We start from the raw sequence: 22,597 nt of genomic DNA, 5'->3' as shown, positions 1-22,597 counted from the left end.
AATATGAAAAGTTATTTTATAGGTGTAGTTATTTTAATTGTAGCATATTTAACATACGGAAAATATTTGGAAAAGAATTTTGGTATAGATAATAGAGAAACACCAGCTTCATCAAAAGCTGATGGAGTAGATTTTGTACAAATGAATTGGATCAAAAGTTTTCTAGTTCAATTTTTAAATATAGCAGGACTAGGACCAATTACTGGAGCTGTAGCAGGAGCTATGTGGGGAAGTTCCTCTTTTTTATGGATTGTCTTTGGAACTATTTTTGCAGGAGCAGTTCATGATTACTATACAGGAATGATTTCTATGAGAAATAATGGTGAAAATATGCAGGAATTAATTGGAAAGTATTTAGGCAATAGAGTAAAGACTTTTACTAAATATTTTTTAGTTATATTACTAATTATAGTTGGAGTTGCTTTTATTACAGGTCCAGCAGAGATTTTACAATCATTTACAGGAGTTAGAAAAGAGATTTGGTTAACTTTAATTGTAGGATATTATGTAGTAGCTACACTTTTACCTATTGATAAAATAATAGGAAGAGTATACCCTTTGTTTGGAGGAGCTTTAGTTTTAATGATGTTTTTATTAATTGGAGCAATGTTAATAAAGGGAGTAAAAATACCAGAAGTAACTTTAGAAAATATGCATCCTAAAAAATTACCAATATTTCCTTATATGTTTGTTGTTATTTCATGTGGAGCAATCTCTGGATTTCATTCAACACAATCTGTCTTAGTAGCAAGATGTTTAAAAAATGAGAGAGATGGAAGAAAGTCATTTATGGCAGCTATGTATTTAGAGGGATTTGTAGCTTTAACATGGGCAGCGATATCTTTAGGATTTTTTAATGGAGTAGAAGGATTAGCAGGAAGTGGAGGGGGAATGGTAGCTGTTAGCAAAATGATAACAGGACTTTTGGGGAAATATGGACTACTGTTTACACTATTTGGACTAATTGCTTTACCAATTACAACAGGAGATACAGCTTTTCGAAGTGCAAGAGTTACAATTGCTGAAGTTTTAAATTATAATCAAAGTTCATTGAAAAATAGATTAGTAGTAGCTATTCCACTATTTTTATTAGCTGGATTTCTATCACAATTTGGATTCAATACTCTTTGGAGATATGTAGCATCTACAAATCAGTTATTAGCAACATTGGGGTTATGGACATGTACGTATTATTTTATAGAGGAAAAGAGAAATTACTGGGTTGCAGGAATACCAGCTGCTTTTATGACTGCAATGATTACCTGCTATTTTTTAGTTGCACCAGAAGGGCTAAAATTAGATAATATGTATCTAGTATACGGTATAGGAATTTTAAATTTTATTTTAGCATTGATAGTTATTGGTTTAAAAAATATCAGAGTAAATAAACAGTTAGATAAAATAATTATATAAAAATAAAACAGGAGATAAATTTAAGAATATCTCCTGTTTTGTATTTTAAGAAATTGCTATTTTTATTTTTTTAGCAAGACTGTAAACTTTATATTTTGGAATACTACAAATAGCTATTCTGATTCCACCAGGAATAATTATTGCAAAAATATTTTCATTTCTTAATTTTAATTCGATCTCTTTTTCTAAGCCCTTTGAAAAGGGAATTGTTATAAAAAATCCGCTTTTATAAGGTAAAATATTGAGATTAATAGCAGCGGCTTCACCTAAAAATATCTCAGAGCGTTCTTTAATCATATTTTTCATATAACTTTGTTCCAATAAAAGTTGTTTATATTTTTTTTATTTAAAACAATATTACTAAATAAAGTCATGCCTCCTTTTGGTATATTAGACCAGACACTTCTGCAAGTATAAAGACTTGCATCTGTAAAATTATCTATAGTATCTTTTGACGAAGAGATAGCTATTTGTGCTCCAATTCTAAGACCATAACAACAAAAAGATTTTGACATACTAAATGTAATCACAAGAAGAAGGTTATTAGGAAGATCCTGATAAAACATGCTTAAATCATTTTTTTTATTATTAAAATCCATATAAGCAATATCATTAATTAAAATAATATTACAAAGAGTACATGCTTCTTTTAAAATATTCATAAAAGATTTTATTTCATAAGAGGATAAAGTATATCCTGTAGGATTATGACAAGGATTATTAAGTACGACAACTAAATTCTTTTGAATTTTAGCTAATTCCATAACTGAATTTCTAAAATTAATTAAATCAAATCTTCCTTTTTTATTAAAAAGAGAGTAAGTTTGATGTCCACCACCAACTTCTTTACTCATAAGCTTATAAGAACTCCACATATAGTCAGGAAGAAGAACTACTTCACTGGGATTGATGTAATTTTTAAAAGTATTATAGATTGCTCCACTACCGCCAGGGGTTGCAATAACTTCACAAAAATTATTTTCAAGAGTTTTAATATGATTTTTACCAAAAATATATTGTTTTACAGCATCTATAAATAACTCTTCACCATTTATACTTGAAGAATAGTTAAAAAGATCCTTGTCAGGTAAGTTTTTATATTCATTATTAACAATATCTAAAGTGTGCATCTCTTCACTGTCGTTATAAAAAATTCCCAAAGTTGCATTAATTACATTTTCTTTACCATATATTTTAGATGCTAAAACAGCATTTTTAGAAATTTGAAATCCATTATCAAAAATTTTTTTACTTTTAGAATGTTCAGCTAACATAATAATCACCTCTTAAATTTAGTTTAATGTAATTTTAAATTAAAAAAATATATAAGTCAAGAAAAATAAAAAATTATTTTAAATAAAAATATAAATAAAAAAATATTTTCAAGAATGAATAAAAATAAAGAGAAAGTGAACTTTCTCTTTATTTTTAAAATTCTTCTAATCTTCTCTCGTACATGTACTGTGTAAAAGTTAAATCGTAAACTTGTAACATTTCTAAGTAGTCTTCAAATAATCTTCTAACAAGCAACGGAATTTCATCAATAGGAATAATTAAGTTTGGTATCTCAAAAGCAAGAGATTGAACAGATTCAGTTAAAATTCCACCCATATAAACTTGCATACAGTCTGTTAAAACATCATTTATTCTCTTTTTTAAACCAATAAATCCTAGAGGAGCAACTGGGATTCCAGCACATGAACTAGGACATCCTGAAATTCTTATGTTCTTAGCCTCTTTAAATATAATTTTTCTATATTGTGGGTAAAGATTAGCTAAATTATCTAATTCAACAGCAATTGAATCAGCTATAGAGACAGAATCTTGAACTCCAATCATACAAACTGTAGATCCAACACAAGCTCTAATTTGACCTCTTATTGAAAAAGATTCACTTACAATTTCAGGAATTTCATTGTTTAAAAACTCATAAATATATGGTAAAGCTGATTTATGTACCATAGGAATAACTAAATTTTGGTTAATTGTAGCTCTAACAATAGGAGAATTTATATTATCTAAAAGATTTACTAATTTTTGAGCATGCTCTTTTGATAAATCTCCATTTTTTACATACAGAACTAAAGAAACAATATCTTTGAATTTAGTTTCTTTTACACACAAGTCAATCCATTGGTTATAGTTTTCATCAGTATTACTTATTTCAAATTTAGTTAAATTAGGAATAAAGTTAGTATAATCAATAGTTTTAATAATACCATTTTCAGTAGTTTCCCTATTAAAGTATTCTAAGAAAAGTTTTCTAAATCCATCTATTCCAATCTTTTCAACTAAAAATCTAAGTCTAGCCTGCATTCTATTAACTCTATCACCACGATCGTAAAAAAGTTCGATCATAGCTTTAACTGCTTTTAATAGATCCTCTTCAGGTAAGAATTCAAGTAAAATATGCCCAATTTTACTTCCTCTTCCCATACCTCCACCAGCAAAAACTTTAAATCCTTTTTTACCATTGATTTCTTTAGCTACAAATCCCATATCTTGTACAGCCATTACAAATTCATCATCTGAGCTATTAGAAAATCCAATTTTTAATTTTCTTCCAAAATCAAAAGCTTTATCAATAAAAAAAACTTCATTTTCAATCATTTTTGCATAAGGAATAACATCAAAATTACTTTTTTTATCAACACCTGTATATGTAGAAACTAAAATACTTCTGAAAGTATTTCCACCACCACCTCTGAAATACATCTCTTTATTATTGCAAAGTTCAATAGTAGATTTAACTTTATCAAAATCAACTTCATGTAGTTGATAATTTTGTCTTGTTGAAAGATGTAAAAAAGGGATATTTTGTTTAAACATAATATCTACTAAATCTTTGAAGTTTTGTGTAGAAAGTTCTCCACCAACAGCTTTAAGTCTTAACATCATTTTTTTACCCTTTTGTTCGTAAATTCCAAATTTAGAACCTTTTTTCTTTAAATCAGGTGATTTAATAACATTATTATTATAATCAATAATACCATTTTCAAGTTCTAGATATTGATTTTCAATTTCGTTCAGTTTATCTATGATTTTTTCCATTTTCTATCTCCTTTATTCGAACATATCCTATTTTAGTATTTTACAACTTTTTGAATATTAATTCAACTGTTTTATAAAAATAGGTTTTAAAAAAAAGTGTTTAAAAAATAAAAAAAGCCCAAAAGGGCTTTTTATTTTGAAAAATTCTCTCCTAATTTCCAACACTTACCAACTTTTTCTCCTAATTTATAGTAGGATTTAGTAGGCATTTCAAAAAGAATAGGTTTCAAAATATCATAATCAATATTTCCTTCAGAATCAAGAACTTCAGATTTGATATGAGTATGTCTAATTTTTAAAATATATTGATTATGCTCTTTTGTTTCATAGTTGTCAGTAACTTCACATTCCATAACAATAGGAGAAATATTTATCATAGGAACATTTCTTATCCCTATGGTGTAATCAAAAACATTTGATTTATCCACTTTTCGACCACTAACAATTCCAACAAAATCAGCAGCTTCAAGCATATCTTCTGTTACAATATTAACAGAAACAGCGAGTTTATCTTTAATAATTTCATTGCTAAAATGATTTTTTTGTATACTTAATAAAATAGAGTCATTTCCAATTATACCAATATGAGCAATGTTAATCCAATTGATTTTTTCATATTCATCAATCATACCAACAATAACAGTTGGAGTAGGATATAAAGCAACAATGGGGCCTAAATTCTTCCACATAAAAATCACCTCTTAAAATTAAGTTATATAATGAAATACTAAAAAAAGAAAAAAATCCTTTTATAATTTTTATTTTTGTAATATATCTTTTGGTTTATATGTTTCAAAGAACTCTTTATTAGCAATTCTATATATCTCAGAATAATCAAGAGGAGAAACCAAAAAGTCATCTTTTTTAACAATCATTTTTTCTCCCCATGGAGCTAGAATAAAGAATTCATTATTATTTTTAATTTTAACAACTTTAATTTCTCCAATTGGTTTAAAGAAACTCCAAGTTTTATTTTCTTTTTTTAAAAAAACATATCTTTTTTCAAATTTATCTTTAGTTATGATATATTCCTCCTTAGCATCAGTTGTATTTTTAACAATATAGCTAGGAACAGTAACTTGATTTATTGTTTCTAATCCATCTTTAGTGAATGTTTTTATAGTTTCTCCTATTTTTCCCTCTCTAGCTAAAATGGGTTTGAATTTTTCAAAAACAATACTGTTTGTTAAAGAAGGGATAAGTTGCTCTTTTAATTGTTCCTGAGTTATAAGTAATGAGTTAGCGTAAAGTAAATTACTAAGTAAAAGTCCTGTAAGTATTAATTTTTTCATATCTCCTCCAAATTATTTATTTTCATTTAAAAGTTCATTAATATAAGCTAGACGTTTTTTAGAGTTATCATCTAAATTTTTACTCATAGAAGTTAGTATAAATTCTAATAGTGCTTGAGTTGAAATAATTGAATTAAAGTAACTGATACCCCGTATATCTGTAAATATAGTTATATCTCCAGTATTGGCAACAGGTGAGGTTGATTTATCAGTAACTATAATAATTTTTGCTCCAGCTTTTTTTGCGATTTCAATTAATAGTGGATAGGTTTTTGAATATTTAGGATGAGCAATTAAAAACAAGCAGTCATCTTTTTGAATATCAACTATATTTTTTATAAGTTCAGAATTATTTTGATTATGAGTAATAACATTTTTCAGTATAAAGCCTAAACGTAAGCCAAAAAATGAGATGGCTCCAGAGACACTTTTGAAACCTATAATATATTTTTTATTAGAGTTAAAAAGTATATCAATTATTTTTGAAATTTTATCATAGGAATTTATATTTATTGTTTCTTCGATGTTCTTAAAGATTGAGTTAGTAAATGTTTCAATTAAGTTACTTTTCTTTAACAGTTCTTCATTTAAACTTAATTTTTCAGATGGAGTAAGAATTTTATCACTTACTTGTTGTTTTAAACTATCTTTAAACTCTTTAAAATTATTAAATCCTAGAGATTTAACAAATCTAATCACAGAAGTATCACTTATTTGTAATTCGTTTGCAATATCACTAGATGTTAAAAAATATATTCTATTTTCGTTATGGAAAAAGAAATCTGCAATAATAGTTTCAGTTTTTGTTAAACTTTTATTTGCAACTCTTTTTTGTAAAGAATCAATCATAGGAATCTCCTTAAAAAATATTTATAACATAGCTTACCATATTTTTTTAAATATATAAACATGTAAAATCCTGAAAAAAAAACGAAGAAATAGAACATATGGTTCAAAAAAAAACTTGACTATAAAAAAATATCGTAGTATATTTATGATTGTTAATAAACATTTTTTATTTAAAATAATTTTTTAAAAACATTTTTGGAGGGTAAAATGAGTAAAAAAGAAAAAAGTGGAAGTAAAATGAGTTTTCCACATACATATGTAATTATTTTTGGATTAATTATTTTTGCTGCGTTATTAACTTGGATTGTTCCAGCAGGACATTTTCCGAGGATAAAGGATGTTGCAACAGGAAAGACTATTATTGTTGCAGATCAATTTACTTTTATAGAAAATACACCAGTTAGTTTTCTAGATATTCCATTTAAAATTGTAGATGCACTGAATAAATCGAGTAGTATAATATTTTTAGTTTTAATAGTTGGAGGAGCATTTCATGTAATTATAAAAACAGGTATGTTCCAAGCATTAACAGCTAAAGTAACTAAAGTATTCTCTAATAAGGATGAGTTATTGATACCAGCTTTTACAACAGTATTTGCTGTAGCATGTATGAGTATGGGTGTTAATACATTTATTGGATTTGCACCAGTTGCAATAATTTTAGCAAGATCTATGGGATATGATGCAATAGTAGGAATTTCTATGGTAGCTTTAGGAGGAGCAATTGGATTTAGTACAGGAACATTTAATCCTTTTACGACAGGAGTAGCTCAAGCATTAGCAGGATTACCAATGTTTTCTGGATTAGGTTATAGAATTTTTTGTTTAGTTGTGTTCTTAGTTGTAACAAATATTTATATATTAAATTATGCTAAAAAAATAAAGAAAAATCCAGAGTTAAGTGTTGTTAGAGATTTAGAAAAATTAGAAAATAACATTGAAAATGGCGAAAATGTTATGCCAGAGATAGAGAAAAAACACTATTTAGTATTGGCAATTGTAATTGGACTGTTTGGGTTATTAATCTATGGTGGAGCAGCGTGGCATTGGGGATTAAATCAAAGTGCTGCACTATTTATATGGATGGCTATTCTAGGAGGATTAGCTTATGGGTTTTCGCCTAGTACAATTGCAAAAGAGTTTGTAAGTGGAGCAAAAGCCTTAGTATTTGGTGCTCTAATAATAGGAATAGCAAGAACAATCTCTATAATATTAGATGATGGTAAAATTTTAGATACAGCTGTTTATTATTTAGGAAATATGTTAGCATCTTTACCGCAAGTATTACAGTCTATTGGAATGTTCTTAATGCAATTATTTATAAATGGTTTAGTTACTTCAGGAAGTGGACAAGCAGCCGTAACAATGCCAATAATGCTACCAGTAGCAGATATGATAGGAATGACAAGACAAACAGCAGTTTTAGCATTTAATTTTGGTGATGGATTTAGTAATTATGTTCTTCCGACATCGTCAGCATTGATGGGATTCTTAGCAATAGCTAATGTATCTTATGAAGATTGGATGAAATATATGGGAAAATTATTTTTAATATGGATAGTAACAGGATCAATACTTATAATAATCGCAAATTGGATAGGATATGGTCCATTTTAATTAAAGGAGAAAGTTATGAAGCAAGAGATTTTACAAAATGTTGATGAGTTAAAGAATAGTTTAATTGATTTAGGAGATTTTATTTTTGATAATCCAGAAATTGGGCTAGAAGAATACAAAAGTTCAAAAAAGATAATAGATATTTTAAGAATGAATGATTTTAAAATAGAAATTGGAATAGGTGGGTTTGAAACGGCTTTTAGAGCAGTTTATGAAGTTGGACAAAATGGACCAGCTATTGGACTATTATGTGAGTATGATGCTTTGGAAGGAATGGGACACGCATGTGCTCATCATATGCAGGGACCAAGTATAGTTGGAGCTGCTTTAAGTATAAAAAATCAGTTAAAAGATAAAAATTATAAAATTGTAGTTTATGGAACACCAGCAGAAGAAACACTAGGTGCAAAAGTAAAAATGTTAGAAAATGGTTGTTTTAATGATATAGATGTTGCTTTAATGATGCATGGTGCTCCAGATACAACAACAGATGTAAAATCACTAGCTCTTTCAAATTTTACAGTTAAATTTCATGGAGTTAGATCTCATGCTGCTTTAGCTCCAGAAAAAGGTAGAAGTGCTTTAGATGGATTGATACTTTTATTTCAAGGAATTGAATTTTTAAGAGAGCATGTAAGGGAAGATGTAAAAATGCATTATACAATAACAAATGCAGGAGGACCTGCAAATGTTGTTCCTAAATATGCTGAAGCAAAGTTTAGTATAAGATCTTATGATAGAGCTTATTTAAATCATGTTATTGAAAGGTTCAAAAAAGTGGTACAAGGTGCATCTCTTATGACGGAAACAGATTATGAGATTATAGAAACAAAAAGGTTAAATAATAAAATACCTGTTTTAAAGCTTAATCAAATCCTTATGGATAATGCCGAATTGATTAATGCTCCTAGATTATCTCCCCCTAGAGAGAAAACAGGTTCTACAGATTTTGGGAATGTAATGTATCATGTACCTGGATCTTGTATAAGAGTAGCCTTTGTACCTCAAGGGACCTCATCTCATTCAGATGAATTCTTGTGTGCAGGAAAAAGTGAAGAAGCTCATAATGCTATAATATTAGGAGCAAAAATTTTAGCTGGAACTGCGTATGATTTAATCACTAATGAGGAATTATTTAATGAGGTTCTAAATGAGTTTAAAATAAATAAAGAAAAAAGTGAAAAAATTTAAATTAAACTATTGAAAAATCACATTTAAAATACTATACTTATAGAGTATACATGGAGGTGTGATAAATGAAGATAGGTGTATTTTATAGTAGTGCTAGAGGAAAGAGTGAGTTTACAGCTACTTTAATAAAAGAGTTATTAAAAGAAAATTGTGATATATATAAGGTATCAGACACAGGAACTATTGAAAACTTAAAAAAATATAAAGCTTTAATTTTTATAGTTCCAACTTATGGTTTTGGTGAACCTCATGAAGATTGGAAAAATGGAATTGATGTTATTTCAAAAGTTGATTTTGAAAATAAATCAGTTGGAATTATAGGAAGAGGGAATCAAGGATTTTATGCAGCTACTTTTGTCAATGGAATGAAGCCTGTATATGATGTATTGGTTGAAAGGAATGCGAATATAGTTGGATTTACAGAAGTTGATGAGTATGATTTTGTAAAAAGTAGTGCAATTGTCGATGGAAAATTTGTTGGATTACCTTTAGATGAGATATTTATGCTCCAAGAAGTAAAAAGTAAATTAGAAACATGGATAAGAAATAGTTTCGGTGAAATATTAAATGAAGAATAAAGAAAAATATTTGGAGTTTATAGATACTTTTCAAATTCAAAGAGATTTTTTTAAATGTCATGAAATCTTAGAAGAAATTTGGATAGAAGAAACTAAATGTGAGACAAGAAAACATGTATCAATAAATCTCTTGTTAATAGCTGTGGGTTTATATCATTGGAGAAATAAAAATTATAAAGGTGCTATTCAAGTCTTAGAGAACTCTTTAAATAACTATGATGAAGTATCTATGGATATAGAGATATTAAATATAGATTCTAAATATTTAAAACAAAAAATTTTAGGGACTATAGAAAGTTTAAAAATAAAAAAAGAGTATGAGGAGATTTATCTTCCAACATATTAGTAAAAAAAACCAGAGAGATCTGGTTTTTTTAATTGATATTTATTAAATTGTCAAAGTCATAACGAATAATATTTGAGAATTTATTTTCTAAAATGTTTTTTAAGATATCTCTTTCGTCATCATAAAAAGTGGAGTTATTATATTCTCTCATTTTAAGAGTATAATTTTCACTAAATTCAAAAAATTTAGTATGTGGAGTTGAGTTTTGGCTGTAAATTTTATAATAACCACTAACAGTAATTTTTTTTCGAACAATAAAAAGTTTATTTTTTTCTTTGATTTCCTCTTTTGTTTCTAGAGTTCTCGTGTAGACATTAGAAAAATTAAAATCTATAAAATAATTTTTAAAATTAGGTTTTGGAAAAGAGTTAAAACCTCTAAAAATTATATAATTGCCAAGGTTTCTATTGATGTTCATATCAGAGGCATACATCAAAGAGTTTGTGAGAAGATAATCCAGCTGAGAAAATCCTCTAAAAGATGATCCTACATAAAGATTAACAGTTACGTCATTTTCTAAATTTAAAATAATACTGTTAATGATATAACTATTGATGTATGTATTTATTTTTTTATAAAAATTTATATTTTGAATTTTTTGATTACGACTTATATAGAGTCTTTCATCTTTTAAAACAAAGTCTTCAAAAATTTTAGTGATTTTAACTTTAGAACTATTAAAATCATTATAATCAATCTGTATAGTAGGGAATTTAGTGTGTATCTTTTTAAATTCTTCAATAGTTAAGAGATATAGATTAAGTGTATTTATATCTTGTCTAGTAAAATATTTATTTTTTAAGATATTATTTTTTCTATTTGTTATTTCAAAATATTGTTTTTGATATTGAGATATTCCAATTTGAGATTCAGAAGAATACTCTAATCCAGATATTAATTCTAAGGTTCCATCTATTGTTATTCCTTGAGAGTTATATATGTTCATAGCATTAGAAATTTTATTATTACCAATAGATGTTATGATAGCACTACAACCTAAAAGAAAACTTAAAATAAAACCAATACCGATATATTTAATATAAGATAAATTTTTCATAAAAATCTCCTTTATTTTTAATATAAAAATATATTTAGATTATAACATATATAAAACAAAAAAAATAATAGATAGTTTTTCACAAGAATATTGAAGTTTGAATATAAATATGCTATCATTGAAATAAAAAGTTTACTCATATATTTTGGTAATATGGTCCAAAAGTTTCTACGTCCTAACCTTAAATCGGGACGCTATGGGAAGAGCTTATACTATAATTTTTTAAAATATGCTAAATATTTTAAATTTAATTTTAAGTGTAAATTCTATCCCAGATAGAGTTTACACTTTTTTTATTAAAAAAATGGAGGTTTTTTGTGAAACAAATCTTAATAAAAAATGCATATGTAGTATCAATGAATGAGAAAAGAGAGATATATAATAATGGTTCAATTTTAATTGAAAATGATTTAATAAAGACAATTGGAAAAGTTGATGAAAAATTGATTTTAGATACTGTGGAAATTATAGATGCAAAAGGAAAAATTATACTCCCAGGTTTAATTAACACACATGTTCATCTGTCTCAGCAACTAGGAAGGGGAATAGCTGACGATGTAGATCTATTAACTTGGTTAAGGGAGAGGGTTTGGCCTTACGAAAGTAACTTTGATTATGAAAGCTCATTAATTTCCTCTACAGCTTGTTGTATAGAGATGATAAAATCTGGAGTTACAACATTTTTAGAAGCAGGAGGCCAGTATGTAGAAGCAATGGCTGAGGCAGTAAAAAATACAGGAATAAGAGCAGCTTTATCAAAATCAGTTATGGATGAAGGGGTTGGGTTGCCAACAAATTGGATAAAAACAGCGGATGAAGAGATTCAAGTACAAAAAGAACTATTTGATAAATACAATAATACAGCAGATGGAAGAATAAAAATTTGGTTTGGATTGAGAACTATTTTTAATAACTCAGATGACTTAATAATTAAAACTAAAAAAATAGCGGATAAGTTAAATACAGGAATTCATATGCATATAGCTGAAATAGCAGCAGAAAACGATTATATAAAAACAAATAGAGGAAATTCAACTGTTGAACATCTTCATAAATTAGGAGCATTAGGATCAAATTTATTAGCTGTTCACACAGTATGGCTAACAGATAGAGAGATAGATTTATTTAGATTATACGATGTTAAGGTATCACATAATCCAGCAGCAGCAATGAAAGTTGTATTAGGTTTTGCAAGAATACCAGAAATGCTTGAAAAAGGGTTAAGTGTATCTATTGGGACAGATGGTGCACCCTCAAACAATAGAATGGATATGATGAGAGAGATGTATTTAACCTCTTTAATTCATAAAGGAAGAACATTAGATCCAAAAGTTGTACCAGCAGAACAAGTGTTAGAAATGGCTACTATAAATGGAGCTAAATGTGCATTATTAGAAAATGAAGTAGGAAGTCTAGAAGTGGGTAAAAAAGCAGATTTAATAATTTTAAATCCAAATACAATTCATTCGTTACCACTTCATGATCCAATAGCTAATATTGTTTATACAATGTCAAGTGAAAATGTTGAATCTACAATGTGTAATGGAAAATGGTTAATGAAAAATAGAGAAATTTTAGTTTTAAACGAGAGTAATTTAATAGAGCAAGTGAAAATAAAATCTGAGGAGATAAAAACTAAGGCAAAAATAGTTTTACCAAACAGATTTCCTGTAATAGATATAATATAGTTGGAGGATTGTAAAGTGGAAAAAATAGTAACAAAAAGAAATATTTCATTAGATATATTAGAAAAATTTTTTAAAATTGAAGAAAGAGGAAGTTCAATAAAAACAGAAGTTTTAGGTGGTCTTACAACATTTTTAACAATGGCATATATAGTTTTTGTAAATCCTGCAATTCTTTCTGCAGCTGGGATGGATAAAGGTGCTCTTATAACAGTAACTTGTTTAGCAACAGCTATCGGAACAGGAATTGCGGCTTTATGGGCAAATGCTCCTTTTGCCTTAGCACCTGGGATGGGATTAAATGCATTTTTTACTTATACATTAGTTTTAGGGCAAGGGGTTTCTTGGGAAGATGCACTAGGTGTTGTATTTATATCGGGATTATTCTTTTTAATTATGACGTTAGGTGGAATTAGAGAAAAAATAGCTAATGCAATACCCAGCGTAGTTTCTACAGCAGCAACTTCAGGAATTGGGCTATTTATAGCTTTTATAGGTTTGAAAAATATGGGGATAATAGTTGCAAATGATGCTACATTTGTAGGATTAGGTGATTTTTCAATACCAACTGTATTAGGAATCTTAGGTTTAGCAATTATGGCTATTTGTGAAATAAAAAAAATAAGGGGTGGTATTTTAATAAGTATTGCAGCAACAACGATTATAGGGATGTTCTTTGGAATTGTTGATATTCCAAAGGCAATTGTTTCAATGCCACCATCAATAAGTCCAATTTTTATGAAAGTCAATATATTAGGTGCTTTAAAAATATCGTTAATAGGATCAATATTCTCATTTATGTTTATAGATTTATTTGATTCCCTTGGATTTATGATGGCTTGTTACAAAAATATGGGATTAGTTCAAGGAGATGAAGGGGCTAAAGGTTTAAAGAGAATGTTACAAGTGGATGTATCTTCGACATTGATTGGAGCAGTCTTAGGAACTAGTACTGTAACTTCATTTGCAGAATCAGCAGCTGGAATTTCTGCTGGAGCTAGAACAGGATTAGCTTCTTTGGTTACAAGTGGATTGTTTTTACTGGCATTATTATTTACACCGCTAGTTGGTATAGTGCCTGGGTATGCATCTGCCCCAGCTTTAGTATTAGTAGGAGTATTTATGTTTAAATCTATTGGAAATATAGATTTCACAGATATGAAAGTAGCAATTCCAGCTTTTATAACAATTGTAATGATGCCTCTAACATATAGTATCAGTATAGGTTTAAGTTTTGGATTTGTTGCTTACATAATAACTCATGTTGCGGCGGGAGAGATGAAAGAAATAAATATAGCATTATGGATAATTGGAGGATTATCAATTTTAAATCTAATAGTATAAAATTTTGAAGAGATGAGATTCTCTTCTTTTTTTATTAAATAAATTGAGAAAAATTAAAAGAAAATGTATAATATAAAAATTGAAAAAACTTATTGGAGGAAAGAATGGATATACTATCACTTGTATTAATTTCTATAGGACTAGCTATGGACGCTTTTGCAGTATCACTAACTGAAGGATTAGCAATGAAAAAATTAAGAAAAAGAAATATTTTTAAAATTGCACTTGTATTCGGAGGATTTCAGGCTTTAATGCCGTATATAGGATGGAGAATAGGTGGTGTTTTTGCAGAAAAAATATCACAATATGATTATATAATAACAACAATATTATTATTATTTGTTGGTGGAAAAATGATTTTTGATGGTTGGAAAGAGCAAGAGTGTGAGGAAGAAGGAAAGTGTGATATGGCTTCAAATCTACTTTTATTAGGATTTGCAACGAGTATAGATGCTTTAGCTGTTGGTTTTTCTTTTTCATTAGTTCCTGATTTAAATATATATTACTCTATAGAAATAATCGGAGTAGTAACTTTTTTAATAGCTTCAATAGGAGTTTATTTGGGGCATAAAGTAGGTCACTTAATAAGTTATAAAACAGAGTATCTAGGAGGAGGAATCTTAGTTTTAATGGGTCTTAAAGCTTTTATTAGTCATTTTCTATAAGGAGAAATTATGGAACAACTATTTTTAATAAATTTCATATTTTTACTATCAATTTTACCGATTCTTTATATTAGAAGAACTTTTTTTAGAAGAAATATTTTTTTAGGTAGATTTTTAGGAAATTATATCTTTATAACGCACTATATATTTTTCTTATTAGTAATTTTAGGTGTAGTAAATTATTTCTATCGATTGAGTAATTTGAATATAGTAACGATAGCATTTATAGTACTTCCAATATTTTTTATATACGCGTATTATAACTTTTCAGTAGCAAGGGTAATAAAAAGTGAGATAAGGTTAGAAAAACATAAAAGTGGAAAAAAGTTAAGAATAGCATTTATATCAGATGTACATTTGTCAGCTCTAACTAATAAAGAGAATATAGAAAACTCGTTAAAAAGAATGTCTGAGGAAGAGCCAGATATTTTATTAATAGGGGGAGATTTAGTTGATTTTAGTTGTAGAGATATAAAAGCAGATTTTACAGCTAGTTTTAGAGAGATAGAGCCTAAATATGGAACATATGCGATTTTAGGAAATCATGAGTATCATGGAGGAATAGAGGAAAATATAAAATATATTGAAACTCTAGGAATAAAAATTTTGAGAGATAGTATTTTAAAAATTGAAGGAATAAATATTATTGGAAGAGATGATATAACAAATAAAAAAAGAAAAAAGATAGCATATTTGAAAAAAAAGATAGATACAGATTTACCAACAATTGTATTAGATCACAATCCAAATTCAATAGAAGAGGCAATTACGAATAAAATTGATTTAGAACTTTGTGGACACACTCATAGAGGACAATTTTTTCCTTATAATTTAATAGTGAAAAAGATGTACAAAAATTATCATGGATATAAAGTATTTGGAATAACTCATACAATAGTAAGTGCAGGATTTAGTTCTTGGTTAGTACCGTACAGAGTAAATAGTACTAGTGAAATAAATATTATTGATTTATATTATTAAATGTATAGTTTTTAAAAAAAAACATATTTTTTAAAGTTGACTCACTATTCAAAACGTGATATAAATAACTTAAGAAAGATATTTTTACAAAACAGATTAAAAGGAAGTGTTGAAAATGGTAAATGAAACAAAAAATTTCTATGATGCAATTATAATTGGAGGAGGACCTGCAGGAGTAAGTGCAGCGGTATATATTGCAAGTCGTGGATATAAGCCTGTAATTTTAGAAAAGGATGAAATAGGTGGAATAGTGGGTAAAGTTTCTTCAGTAACGCATTACTTATCTGTGAATAATTATGAAACAGGAGATTCTTTTAAAAATAAGTTAGAAAGTCAACTGAGAGTTTATAATATAGAGGTATTAAAAGAAGAGGTTGTAGAAATAGATTTAGATAATTTATTAAAAAAAGTGTCAACAAAGTCAGGAAATATTTATTTAGGTAAAACAGTTATTCTTGCAAATGGAACGACACCAAGAAAATTAGGGGTTTTAGGAGAAAATGAGCTAAAAGGAAAGGGTGTTTGTTCAAATCCTTGGAAAGAGGGAAGAAATTACGAAGGGAAAGATATATTCGTAGTTGGTGGAGCAGATGGAGCTATAAAGGAAGCTATTTATTTAGCACAGTTTGCAAATCAGTTATCAATTATTCATTTTGAAGATTCATTAGGAACAATAGCTGAATTTAAAAATAAATTAGAAAAATTAGAAAATGTAAAATTATATTTACATTCAAGATTAACGAAAATAAACGGTAAAGATAAAATTGAAAGTTTAGAAATTACTGATGAGAAGACAAGGGAAGTAAAAGAGATAAAATGTGAGGGAGCAGGAGTGTTTGTTTATGCTGGTGCAACTCCAAATACAGAAAAATATAATAAATTAGAGTTAGAAAATGGATTTATAAAAGTAAATTCTCAAATGAAAACAAATATAGATGGAGTATTTGCGGCAGGAGATATTTGTTGTAAAGATATAAGACAAGTTGCAACCGCTGTTTCTGATGGAACAATAGCAGGAATAAATGCAGCTAATTATTTGAAAACAATATAAGTGAAAAAGAGGATATTTGTCCTCTTTTTTAATCGTTTTTCTCTTGATCCTCTTCGCCTCTAACTTCACTTGCTTCAGCTTCAACATTTGGATCTAATATATCTGGAGCAGAAGGAGTTTCTTTTTTTTCAGTAGAGCATACACATGTTTTAGGAAGTTCAACTTTAGACTTGTTACAACATTTTGACATAAAAATCACCTCTTTAATTTCTTTTATATATTCTTCTTATTAGGTTTAAAATTTCCTTTAATAATGTTAAAATAAATTCATAATATTTTATTAATAATATTTTGGAGGGATTTAATGAAAAAATTTTTATCAACAATTTTTTTTATTTCATCATTGGTATCTTATGCTGAAGGGTTTCAAATTGTTACTTTAGGAAGTGATGGTGGAGTAATGGATGGAAATATCTCAGGATATCTTATAAGAGATAAAAATGAGGAAAATTTTATAGCTTTAGATGCTGGAACGGTACTTCCTGGAATAAAAAGTGGGTTAGAAAAAGAAAGTTTTAAGGATATAACTATACCTGAAGATACAGAGTGGAGTGATATTGGGTACATTTTTAGAGAGAAAATAAAAGGATATCTGATATCTCATGGACATTTAGATCATATATCAGGATTAGTAATCTCATCAACAGAAGATACTAAAAAGGATATTTATGGGTTGAACAGTACAATTGAAACTTTAAAAAATAATGTATTTAATTGGAAACTTTGGCCAAACTTTTCAAATGAGGGAGAAGGATTTAAATTAAATCAGTATAAATATCAAGTGCTGGAACCAAAAAAAATTAAAAATATAAGCGGTACGAATTTAAAAGTTATTGCACTTCCTTTAAGTCATAGCAATTATGAATCGACAATATTTTTATTGGAAAATAATGGGGAATATATAGCATATTTTGGAGATGTAGGACCTGATAAAGTGGAAAATAGTAACGGACTAGAGGAAAGTTTTAAAGTTTTAGGGCCTCTGGTAAAAGATAAAAAATTGAAAGCAATAATGATAGAATCTTCTTTTGATAACTCTAAAGATGATAAAGGATTATTTGGGCATCTATCGCCAAGATGGATAAATGAAGAGTTTAAGGTTTTAGAAAAATACTCAGGTAAAGGAGCATTAAAGGGATTAAATGTGGTTATAACTCATGTAAAACCTAGCTTAAAAAAGAATGAAAATATGAGAGAGAATGTAAAAAAAGAACTATTAAATAATAATATATATGGAGTAAAATATTATTTTCCAATTCAAGGAGAGTCGTTAGAATTTTAAAAAAAGTTTGACAAAGGAGTATGAAATCTGCTATTATCATTTCAAATAAAAAAATAGGAGGAAATAAAATGACTATGAGAAGAGTTTCAAGGACACACAATAACTATAACAAAAAGAATAGAATTTTTGTGTGCCAAGAAAGCAATCTCAGGTATTTTATTATAGTTTAATTTTTTTATTATTCTATAAATTTATGTTATTTGAGCCAGTGTTTTAAAGCACTGGCTTTTTTTATACAAAAAAATATTTAGGAGGGTATTATGAAAAAAATATTAGGAATTTTATTATTTATTTTAATGGGAGCAATTGTATTATCAAAAGAAGTTTTATATGTTGGAACAAATGCTGAATTTGCACCTTTTGAGTATATAGAAAATGGAGAGATTATAGGATTTGATATTGATTTAATAAATAAAATTGGTGAAAAAATTGGAAAAGAGATAAAAATAAAAAATATAGCTTTTGATGGACTATTGCCAGCACTTCAAACAAATAAAATAGATTTAATAATTGCAGGAATGACAGTAACAAAAGAAAGAGAGAAGTTTGTAAATTTTTCAAATGATTACTTTGTAGCTAATCAAGTTATTATAGTTCCAGAAAATGAAGGCACTATAATCAATATGGATTCATTAAAAAATAAAAAAGTAGGAGTGGTACTTGGATACACAGGGGACTTAATAGTATCTAAAATTCAAGGAGTTAACAAAGTTCAGTACAATTCAGCACCATCTTCTATTATGGCTTTAAAAGGTGGAAATATTGATGCAATGATATTAGATTCAGCACCAGCTCAAAGTTATGTGGCAAAAAATAAAGGTTTAAAAATAATAGAAATAGATAGTGAAGTTGAAAAATATGCAATAGCAGCAGGAAAAAATAATGAAAATCTTATTAAAAAAGTAAATAAAGCTCTGGAAGAGATAAAAGCAGAGGGTATTTATGATGATTTAATAATAAAACATTTTAACTAGGAGGAGAGAGATGAAGGAAAAGGTTATTTTAGCATATTCAGGAGGATTAGATACATCAGTTATAATTCCATGGCTAAAGGAGAATTATGACTATGATGTTATTGCAGTAGCAGTAAATGTAGGGCAAACAGAGGATTTTAAAGCAATTGAAGAAAAAGCATATTTAACAGGTGCAAGTAAATTTTATTTGGTAGATAAAGTTCATGAATTTGTAGAAGAGTATATATTTCCAACATTAAAAGCAGGTGCTATTTATGAAAATAAATATTTATTAGGAACATCAATGGCAAGACCAGTAATTGGAAAAGCTTTAGTTGAAGTAGCACATATAGAAGAAGCTAAATATATTGCTCATGGAGCAACAGGCAAAGGAAATGATCAAGTAAGATTTGAATTGGCTATAAAAGCTTTGGATCCATCTTTGAAAATAATAGCTCCTTGGAGAATTTGGGACATAAAATCAAGAGAGGAAGAGATTAAATATTTAGAAAAAAAGGGAATTACACTTCCGTTTCATAAAAAATCTCCTTATAGTAGAGATGAGAATTTATTTCATGTAAGTCATGAGGGGTTTGATTTAGAATGTCCTTCAAAAGAGCCTAATTATGAGAATGTTTTACAATGGGTTAAGACTCTAGAAGCTGCAAATGAAAAATCTGAGTATATAAGTATTGAATTTGTAAAAGGAGTTCCTGTTGCAATAAATGGAGAAAAAATGAGTGGAGTAGAAATTATAAAACAGTTAAATAAAATAGGTGGAAATCATGGAATTGGTGTTTTAGATATGGTTGAAAATAGATTGGTTGGAATGAAATCAAGAGGAGTTTATGAAACTCCAGGAGGAACAATTTTATTTTTTGCTCATGAAGAGCTAGAAAGATTGTGTTTAGATAAAGATACATATCAAGAAAAAATAAAACTATCACATGATTTTTCAAAATTAGTCTATAATGGTCAATGGTTTACAACTTTAAGAAAAGCTATAACAGCTTTTGTAGATATAACTCAAGAGTTCGTGACGGGGGAAGTGAAGTTAAAATTATATAAAGGAAATATTATTTTAGCAGGAACTACATCTCCATTTACACTGTATTCAGAAGAGTATTCAACTTTTGAAAAAGACAGTGTTTATAATCAAAAAGATGCAGAAGGATTTATAAATCTTTTTGGATTACCAATTAAAATAGAGGCACTTTTAAGAAAAAACTTTTGACATTTGAAAAAAAATATGATATTCTGCCTTAAATTAATATTTTGATAGAGGTTGCAAATTTTATTAGTAAATAAACTGAGATTAGTAGATCAAAGATGTTTGTTAAAAGGAAAATTTGCCGAAGTTTAAGTTTTTCTACTAAAAAATTTAAGCTGGGTACATAAAGAATATTTATGTAACTGTCACCAAATTGGTGTTGTGCTATCGTGGATTATTTTAAGCTAACATAGTTGAAATGAGAGTTTTAAGCGATAGTTATTTTTTTGACTATCGCTTTTTTTATTATTAATATCATCCAAGGAGGAACTAATGAGAGTAGTAAAAAAATTTGGAGGAAGCTCAGTTGCAACAATAGAAAAAATAAAAGATATAGCTAAAGATATATCTAAAAACTATAAATATGGTGATGAAATTGTAATTGTAGTTTCAGCTATGGGAAAAACAACAGATGAGTTGATAAAATTAGCTAAAGAGATTTCGGAAACTCCAGATGTAAGAGAACTCGATTCATTATTATCAACAGGAGAGCAAAAATCAATCTCTCTTTTAAGTATGGCACTAAAAGAAATTGGATGTAAGGCTATCTCTTTAACTGGTGCTCAAGCAGGAATAAGAACAGGTGGAACACACACTAAAAATAAAATTGAAAGTATAAAAATTGATAGAATAGAAAAACATTTAAAAGATGGAAAAATTGTAATTGTTGCTGGATTTCAAGGGATAAATGAAGATGGAGATATAACAACATTAGGAAGAGGTGGATCTGATACAAGTGCTGTTGCCTTAGCTGCAGCATTGAAGTGTGATTGTGAGATATATACAGATGTTACAGGAATATATGGTGTAGACCCTAGAGTTTATAAAAATGCTAAAAAACTTGAAAAAATTTCATACGAGGAGATGATGGAAATGGCAAATTTAGGTGCAGGAGTAATGGAAACTAGAGCAGTTGAAATAGGGAAAAAATATGGTGTTAAGATTTATGTTGGACAAACTTTAGGAGTTGAAACAGGAACATATATATGTGATAATAGTGAAATAATTGAAAAAAAAGCTGTAACAGGAATATCTATAAATAAAAATGTTATAATGGTAAATTTAGAAAACTTTTTGGCAATTCCTAAAAATGTAGCAATCATTTTTAATAATTTAGCTAAGCATAGTGTTAATGTTGATATGATTTCACAAAATGAAGTTGAAAATGTTAAAGGAAGTATAGGATTTACTTGTCCTTTAACAGATGAGCACTTTTTAAATAGATCATTAGAGGAGATTGCTAAGGAGATTCCAGATATAGAGGTTACGAAAAGAACAGGAGTTGTAAAAATATCTTTAGTAGGAATAGGAATGATAAGCAATTTTGGCGTAGCAGCAAAAGTTTTTGAAGTGTTAGCAGAGATTGATTCAGCATTTTATCAATGTACTACATCAGAAATTTCAATCTCGTTAATTATAAAAGAATCTGATACAATAAAATTAGTAGAAAAATTAGCAGAAGTATTTTCAATATAATGGAGGGACTAAAATGTATAATATAGCAATAGTAGGAGCAAGTGGATTAGTAGGTGGAACTTTTTTAAAAGTTTTGGAGGAGAGGGATTTACCAATAAAAAATTTATATCTTTTTGCTTCAGCTCGTTCAGCTGGAAAAGAGGTTGTTTTTAAAGGAAAAACTTTAGTGATAGAGGAGCTTACAGAAAGCAGTTTTGATAGAGAGATAGATATAGCACTATTTTCAGCAGGAGGAGATATTAGTAAAAAATTTGCTCCAATTGCAAGTGCAAAAGGTGTAATAGTAGTTGATAATAGTAGTGCTTGGAGAATGGACGAAAATGTTCCGCTAGTTGTACCAGAAGTAAATTCAAAGGATATATTTAAAAATAATGGTATAATAGCTAACCCAAATTGTTCAACGATTCAATCAGTTGTTCCATTAAAAGTTATAGATGAGTTATATGGTATAAAAAGAGTTGTCTATTCAACATACCAAGCTGTATCGGGAAGTGGA

23 protein-coding genes and 2 riboswitches are annotated in these 22,597 nt (G+C 27.9%); of the genes, 15 read left to right on the top strand and 8 right to left on the bottom strand.

Annotation, left to right across the window (positions count from 1 at the left end; genetic code table 11):
* Positions 1-3 precede the first annotated feature (3 nt).
* Positions 4-1,413 carry a carbon starvation CstA family protein gene (locus tag ACRC8M_RS09595; protein ID WP_438528940.1) on the top strand — a complete coding sequence of 470 codons (1,410 nt, stop codon included), beginning with the start codon at positions 4-6 and terminating at the stop codon, positions 1,411-1,413.
* A 45-nt stretch (positions 1,414-1,458) separates the two neighbouring features.
* Here ACRC8M_RS09595 and ACRC8M_RS09590 read toward each other — a convergent pair whose 3' ends face one another.
* From ACRC8M_RS09590 to ACRC8M_RS09565, 6 genes are all read right to left on the bottom strand, one after another.
* On the bottom strand, positions 1,459-1,719 hold the full coding sequence (locus ACRC8M_RS09590) for a hypothetical protein (protein WP_438528939.1): 261 nt from the start codon (positions 1,717-1,719) through the stop codon (positions 1,459-1,461).
* Positions 1,716-2,687 (bottom strand): pyridoxal phosphate-dependent aminotransferase, encoded by a 972-nt coding sequence (locus tag ACRC8M_RS09585; protein WP_438528938.1) that lies wholly within the window; start codon positions 2,685-2,687, stop codon positions 1,716-1,718. Before ACRC8M_RS09585 ends, ACRC8M_RS09590 begins: the two co-directional genes overlap by 4 nt.
* Before the next feature lie 154 nt (positions 2,688-2,841).
* Entirely contained in the window at positions 2,842-4,464 is a 1,623-nt protein-coding gene (locus ACRC8M_RS09580) for a hypothetical protein (RefSeq protein ID WP_438528937.1), read from the bottom strand.
* A 131-nt stretch (positions 4,465-4,595) separates the two neighbouring features.
* Positions 4,596-5,153: a flavin reductase family protein gene (locus tag ACRC8M_RS09575; RefSeq protein ID WP_438528936.1), complete on the bottom strand. Its 558-nt coding sequence runs from the start codon at positions 5,151-5,153 to the stop codon at positions 4,596-4,598.
* A 69-nt stretch (positions 5,154-5,222) separates the two neighbouring features.
* A complete protein-coding gene (locus ACRC8M_RS09570; RefSeq protein WP_438528935.1) occupies positions 5,223-5,756 on the bottom strand; it encodes a hypothetical protein in 534 nt (177 codons plus the stop codon).
* 12 nt (positions 5,757-5,768) lie between these two features.
* Entirely contained in the window at positions 5,769-6,605 is an 837-nt protein-coding gene (locus tag ACRC8M_RS09565; RefSeq protein WP_438528934.1) for a MurR/RpiR family transcriptional regulator, read from the bottom strand.
* A gap of 207 nt (positions 6,606-6,812) precedes the next feature.
* On the opposite strand from ACRC8M_RS09565, the gene ACRC8M_RS09560 reads away from it, so the two are divergent.
* The 4 genes from ACRC8M_RS09560 to ACRC8M_RS09545 all read left to right on the top strand — a co-directional run bounded on the left by ACRC8M_RS09560 (position 6,813) and on the right by ACRC8M_RS09545 (position 10,337).
* Positions 6,813-8,222, top strand: coding sequence for a YfcC family protein (locus tag ACRC8M_RS09560; RefSeq protein WP_438528933.1), 1,410 nt, complete (start codon positions 6,813-6,815; stop codon positions 8,220-8,222).
* A 15-nt stretch (positions 8,223-8,237) separates the two neighbouring features.
* A complete protein-coding gene (locus tag ACRC8M_RS09555; protein ID WP_438528932.1) occupies positions 8,238-9,413 on the top strand; it encodes a M20 family metallopeptidase in 1,176 nt (391 codons plus the stop codon).
* A 65-nt stretch (positions 9,414-9,478) separates the two neighbouring features.
* Positions 9,479-9,991 (top strand): flavodoxin domain-containing protein, encoded by a 513-nt coding sequence (locus ACRC8M_RS09550; protein ID WP_438528931.1) that lies wholly within the window; start codon positions 9,479-9,481, stop codon positions 9,989-9,991.
* Positions 9,981-10,337, top strand: a complete 357-nt coding sequence (locus tag ACRC8M_RS09545; protein WP_438528930.1) for a DUF309 domain-containing protein — start codon at positions 9,981-9,983, stop codon at positions 10,335-10,337. Before ACRC8M_RS09550 ends, ACRC8M_RS09545 begins: the two co-directional genes overlap by 11 nt.
* 28 nt (positions 10,338-10,365) lie before the next feature.
* Here ACRC8M_RS09545 and ACRC8M_RS09540 read toward each other — a convergent pair whose 3' ends face one another.
* Positions 10,366-11,394, bottom strand: a complete 1,029-nt coding sequence (locus ACRC8M_RS09540; protein WP_438528929.1) for a hypothetical protein — start codon at positions 11,392-11,394, stop codon at positions 10,366-10,368.
* A 116-nt stretch (positions 11,395-11,510) separates the two neighbouring features.
* A riboswitch (purine riboswitch) is annotated at positions 11,511-11,611 on the top strand.
* Positions 11,612-11,711: 100 nt separating this feature from the next.
* Between ACRC8M_RS09540 and ACRC8M_RS09535 the strand changes: the two genes are divergently transcribed.
* From ACRC8M_RS09535 to ACRC8M_RS09515, 5 genes are all read left to right on the top strand, one after another.
* A complete protein-coding gene (locus ACRC8M_RS09535) occupies positions 11,712-13,082 on the top strand; it encodes an amidohydrolase (RefSeq protein ID WP_438528928.1) in 1,371 nt (456 codons plus the stop codon).
* Positions 13,083-13,097: 15 nt separating this feature from the next.
* Positions 13,098-14,423, top strand: coding sequence for an NCS2 family permease (locus ACRC8M_RS09530; RefSeq protein ID WP_438528926.1), 1,326 nt, complete (start codon positions 13,098-13,100; stop codon positions 14,421-14,423).
* 104 nt (positions 14,424-14,527) lie between these two features.
* The gene (locus ACRC8M_RS09525) at positions 14,528-15,088 is read left to right on the top strand and encodes a manganese efflux pump MntP (RefSeq protein WP_438528925.1); all 561 of its coding nucleotides are present in this window, start codon (positions 14,528-14,530) and stop codon (positions 15,086-15,088) included.
* A gap of 9 nt (positions 15,089-15,097) precedes the next feature.
* Positions 15,098-16,069 carry a metallophosphoesterase gene (locus ACRC8M_RS09520; RefSeq protein WP_438528924.1) on the top strand — a complete coding sequence of 324 codons (972 nt, stop codon included), beginning with the start codon at positions 15,098-15,100 and terminating at the stop codon, positions 16,067-16,069.
* Between the two features lie 115 nt (positions 16,070-16,184).
* Positions 16,185-17,120, top strand: coding sequence for an NAD(P)/FAD-dependent oxidoreductase (locus tag ACRC8M_RS09515; RefSeq protein ID WP_438528923.1), 936 nt, complete (start codon positions 16,185-16,187; stop codon positions 17,118-17,120).
* A gap of 28 nt (positions 17,121-17,148) precedes the next feature.
* Here the strand turns inward: ACRC8M_RS09515 and ACRC8M_RS09510 are convergent, their stop codons facing one another.
* Complete coding sequence (locus ACRC8M_RS09510; RefSeq protein ID WP_438528922.1) at positions 17,149-17,310, bottom strand: hypothetical protein; 162 nt, start codon at positions 17,308-17,310, stop codon at positions 17,149-17,151.
* 114 nt (positions 17,311-17,424) lie between these two features.
* Here ACRC8M_RS09510 and ACRC8M_RS09505 point away from each other — a divergent pair, with 114 nt between their 5' ends.
* The 5 genes from ACRC8M_RS09505 to ACRC8M_RS09485 all read left to right on the top strand — a co-directional run.
* Positions 17,425-18,402: an MBL fold metallo-hydrolase gene (locus ACRC8M_RS09505; protein WP_438528921.1), complete on the top strand. Its 978-nt coding sequence runs from the start codon at positions 17,425-17,427 to the stop codon at positions 18,400-18,402.
* 260 nt (positions 18,403-18,662) lie between these two features.
* Positions 18,663-19,376 carry a basic amino acid ABC transporter substrate-binding protein gene (locus tag ACRC8M_RS09500; protein ID WP_438528920.1) on the top strand — a complete coding sequence of 238 codons (714 nt, stop codon included), beginning with the start codon at positions 18,663-18,665 and terminating at the stop codon, positions 19,374-19,376.
* A 10-nt stretch (positions 19,377-19,386) separates the two neighbouring features.
* A complete protein-coding gene (locus tag ACRC8M_RS09495; protein ID WP_438528919.1) occupies positions 19,387-20,589 on the top strand; it encodes an argininosuccinate synthase in 1,203 nt (400 codons plus the stop codon).
* A 37-nt stretch (positions 20,590-20,626) separates the two neighbouring features.
* Positions 20,627-20,801, top strand: a riboswitch (Lysine riboswitch).
* Between the two features lie 97 nt (positions 20,802-20,898).
* On the top strand, positions 20,899-22,101 hold the full coding sequence (locus tag ACRC8M_RS09490; RefSeq protein WP_438528918.1) for an aspartate kinase: 1,203 nt from the start codon (positions 20,899-20,901) through the stop codon (positions 22,099-22,101).
* 13 nt (positions 22,102-22,114) lie between these two features.
* A partial coding sequence (locus tag ACRC8M_RS09485; protein WP_438528917.1) for an aspartate-semialdehyde dehydrogenase occupies positions 22,115-22,597 on the top strand: 483 nt, incomplete at its 3' end.

Origin of the sequence: Cetobacterium sp. (assembly GCF_051653945.1) — a bacterium.
Classification (GTDB): domain Bacteria; phylum Fusobacteriota; class Fusobacteriia; order Fusobacteriales; family Fusobacteriaceae; genus Cetobacterium_A.
The sequence above is the reverse complement of the archived record's forward strand: the minus strand, read 5'-3'. Positions and strand labels throughout refer to the sequence as shown.

What these genes read in the sequence shown, in the direction of transcription:
- ACRC8M_RS09595 (WP_438528940.1), top strand. Translation starts at nt 4, where the DNA reads ATGAAAAGTTATTTTATAGGTGTAGTTATTTTAATTGTAGCATATTTA.
- ACRC8M_RS09590 (WP_438528939.1), bottom strand. Translation starts at nt 1,719, where the DNA reads ATGAAAAATATGATTAAAGAACGCTCTGAGATATTTTTAGGTGAAGCC.
- ACRC8M_RS09585 (WP_438528938.1), bottom strand. Translation starts at nt 2,687, where the DNA reads ATGTTAGCTGAACATTCTAAAAGTAAAAAAATTTTTGATAATGGATTT.
- ACRC8M_RS09580 (WP_438528937.1), bottom strand. Translation starts at nt 4,464, where the DNA reads ATGGAAAAAATCATAGATAAACTGAACGAAATTGAAAATCAATATCTA.
- ACRC8M_RS09575 (WP_438528936.1), bottom strand. Translation starts at nt 5,153, where the DNA reads ATGTGGAAGAATTTAGGCCCCATTGTTGCTTTATATCCTACTCCAACT.
- ACRC8M_RS09570 (WP_438528935.1), bottom strand. Translation starts at nt 5,756, where the DNA reads ATGAAAAAATTAATACTTACAGGACTTTTACTTAGTAATTTACTTTAC.
- ACRC8M_RS09565 (WP_438528934.1), bottom strand. Translation starts at nt 6,605, where the DNA reads ATGATTGATTCTTTACAAAAAAGAGTTGCAAATAAAAGTTTAACAAAA.
- ACRC8M_RS09560 (WP_438528933.1), top strand. Translation starts at nt 6,813, where the DNA reads ATGAGTAAAAAAGAAAAAAGTGGAAGTAAAATGAGTTTTCCACATACA.
- ACRC8M_RS09555 (WP_438528932.1), top strand. Translation starts at nt 8,238, where the DNA reads ATGAAGCAAGAGATTTTACAAAATGTTGATGAGTTAAAGAATAGTTTA.
- ACRC8M_RS09550 (WP_438528931.1), top strand. Translation starts at nt 9,479, where the DNA reads ATGAAGATAGGTGTATTTTATAGTAGTGCTAGAGGAAAGAGTGAGTTT.
- ACRC8M_RS09545 (WP_438528930.1), top strand. Translation starts at nt 9,981, where the DNA reads ATGAAGAATAAAGAAAAATATTTGGAGTTTATAGATACTTTTCAAATT.
- ACRC8M_RS09540 (WP_438528929.1), bottom strand. Translation starts at nt 11,394, where the DNA reads ATGAAAAATTTATCTTATATTAAATATATCGGTATTGGTTTTATTTTA.
- ACRC8M_RS09525 (WP_438528925.1), top strand. Translation starts at nt 14,528, where the DNA reads ATGGATATACTATCACTTGTATTAATTTCTATAGGACTAGCTATGGAC.
- ACRC8M_RS09520 (WP_438528924.1), top strand. Translation starts at nt 15,098, where the DNA reads ATGGAACAACTATTTTTAATAAATTTCATATTTTTACTATCAATTTTA.
- ACRC8M_RS09515 (WP_438528923.1), top strand. Translation starts at nt 16,185, where the DNA reads ATGGTAAATGAAACAAAAAATTTCTATGATGCAATTATAATTGGAGGA.
- ACRC8M_RS09510 (WP_438528922.1), bottom strand. Translation starts at nt 17,310, where the DNA reads ATGTCAAAATGTTGTAACAAGTCTAAAGTTGAACTTCCTAAAACATGT.
- ACRC8M_RS09505 (WP_438528921.1), top strand. Translation starts at nt 17,425, where the DNA reads ATGAAAAAATTTTTATCAACAATTTTTTTTATTTCATCATTGGTATCT.
- ACRC8M_RS09500 (WP_438528920.1), top strand. Translation starts at nt 18,663, where the DNA reads ATGAAAAAAATATTAGGAATTTTATTATTTATTTTAATGGGAGCAATT.
- ACRC8M_RS09495 (WP_438528919.1), top strand. Translation starts at nt 19,387, where the DNA reads ATGAAGGAAAAGGTTATTTTAGCATATTCAGGAGGATTAGATACATCA.
- ACRC8M_RS09490 (WP_438528918.1), top strand. Translation starts at nt 20,899, where the DNA reads ATGAGAGTAGTAAAAAAATTTGGAGGAAGCTCAGTTGCAACAATAGAA.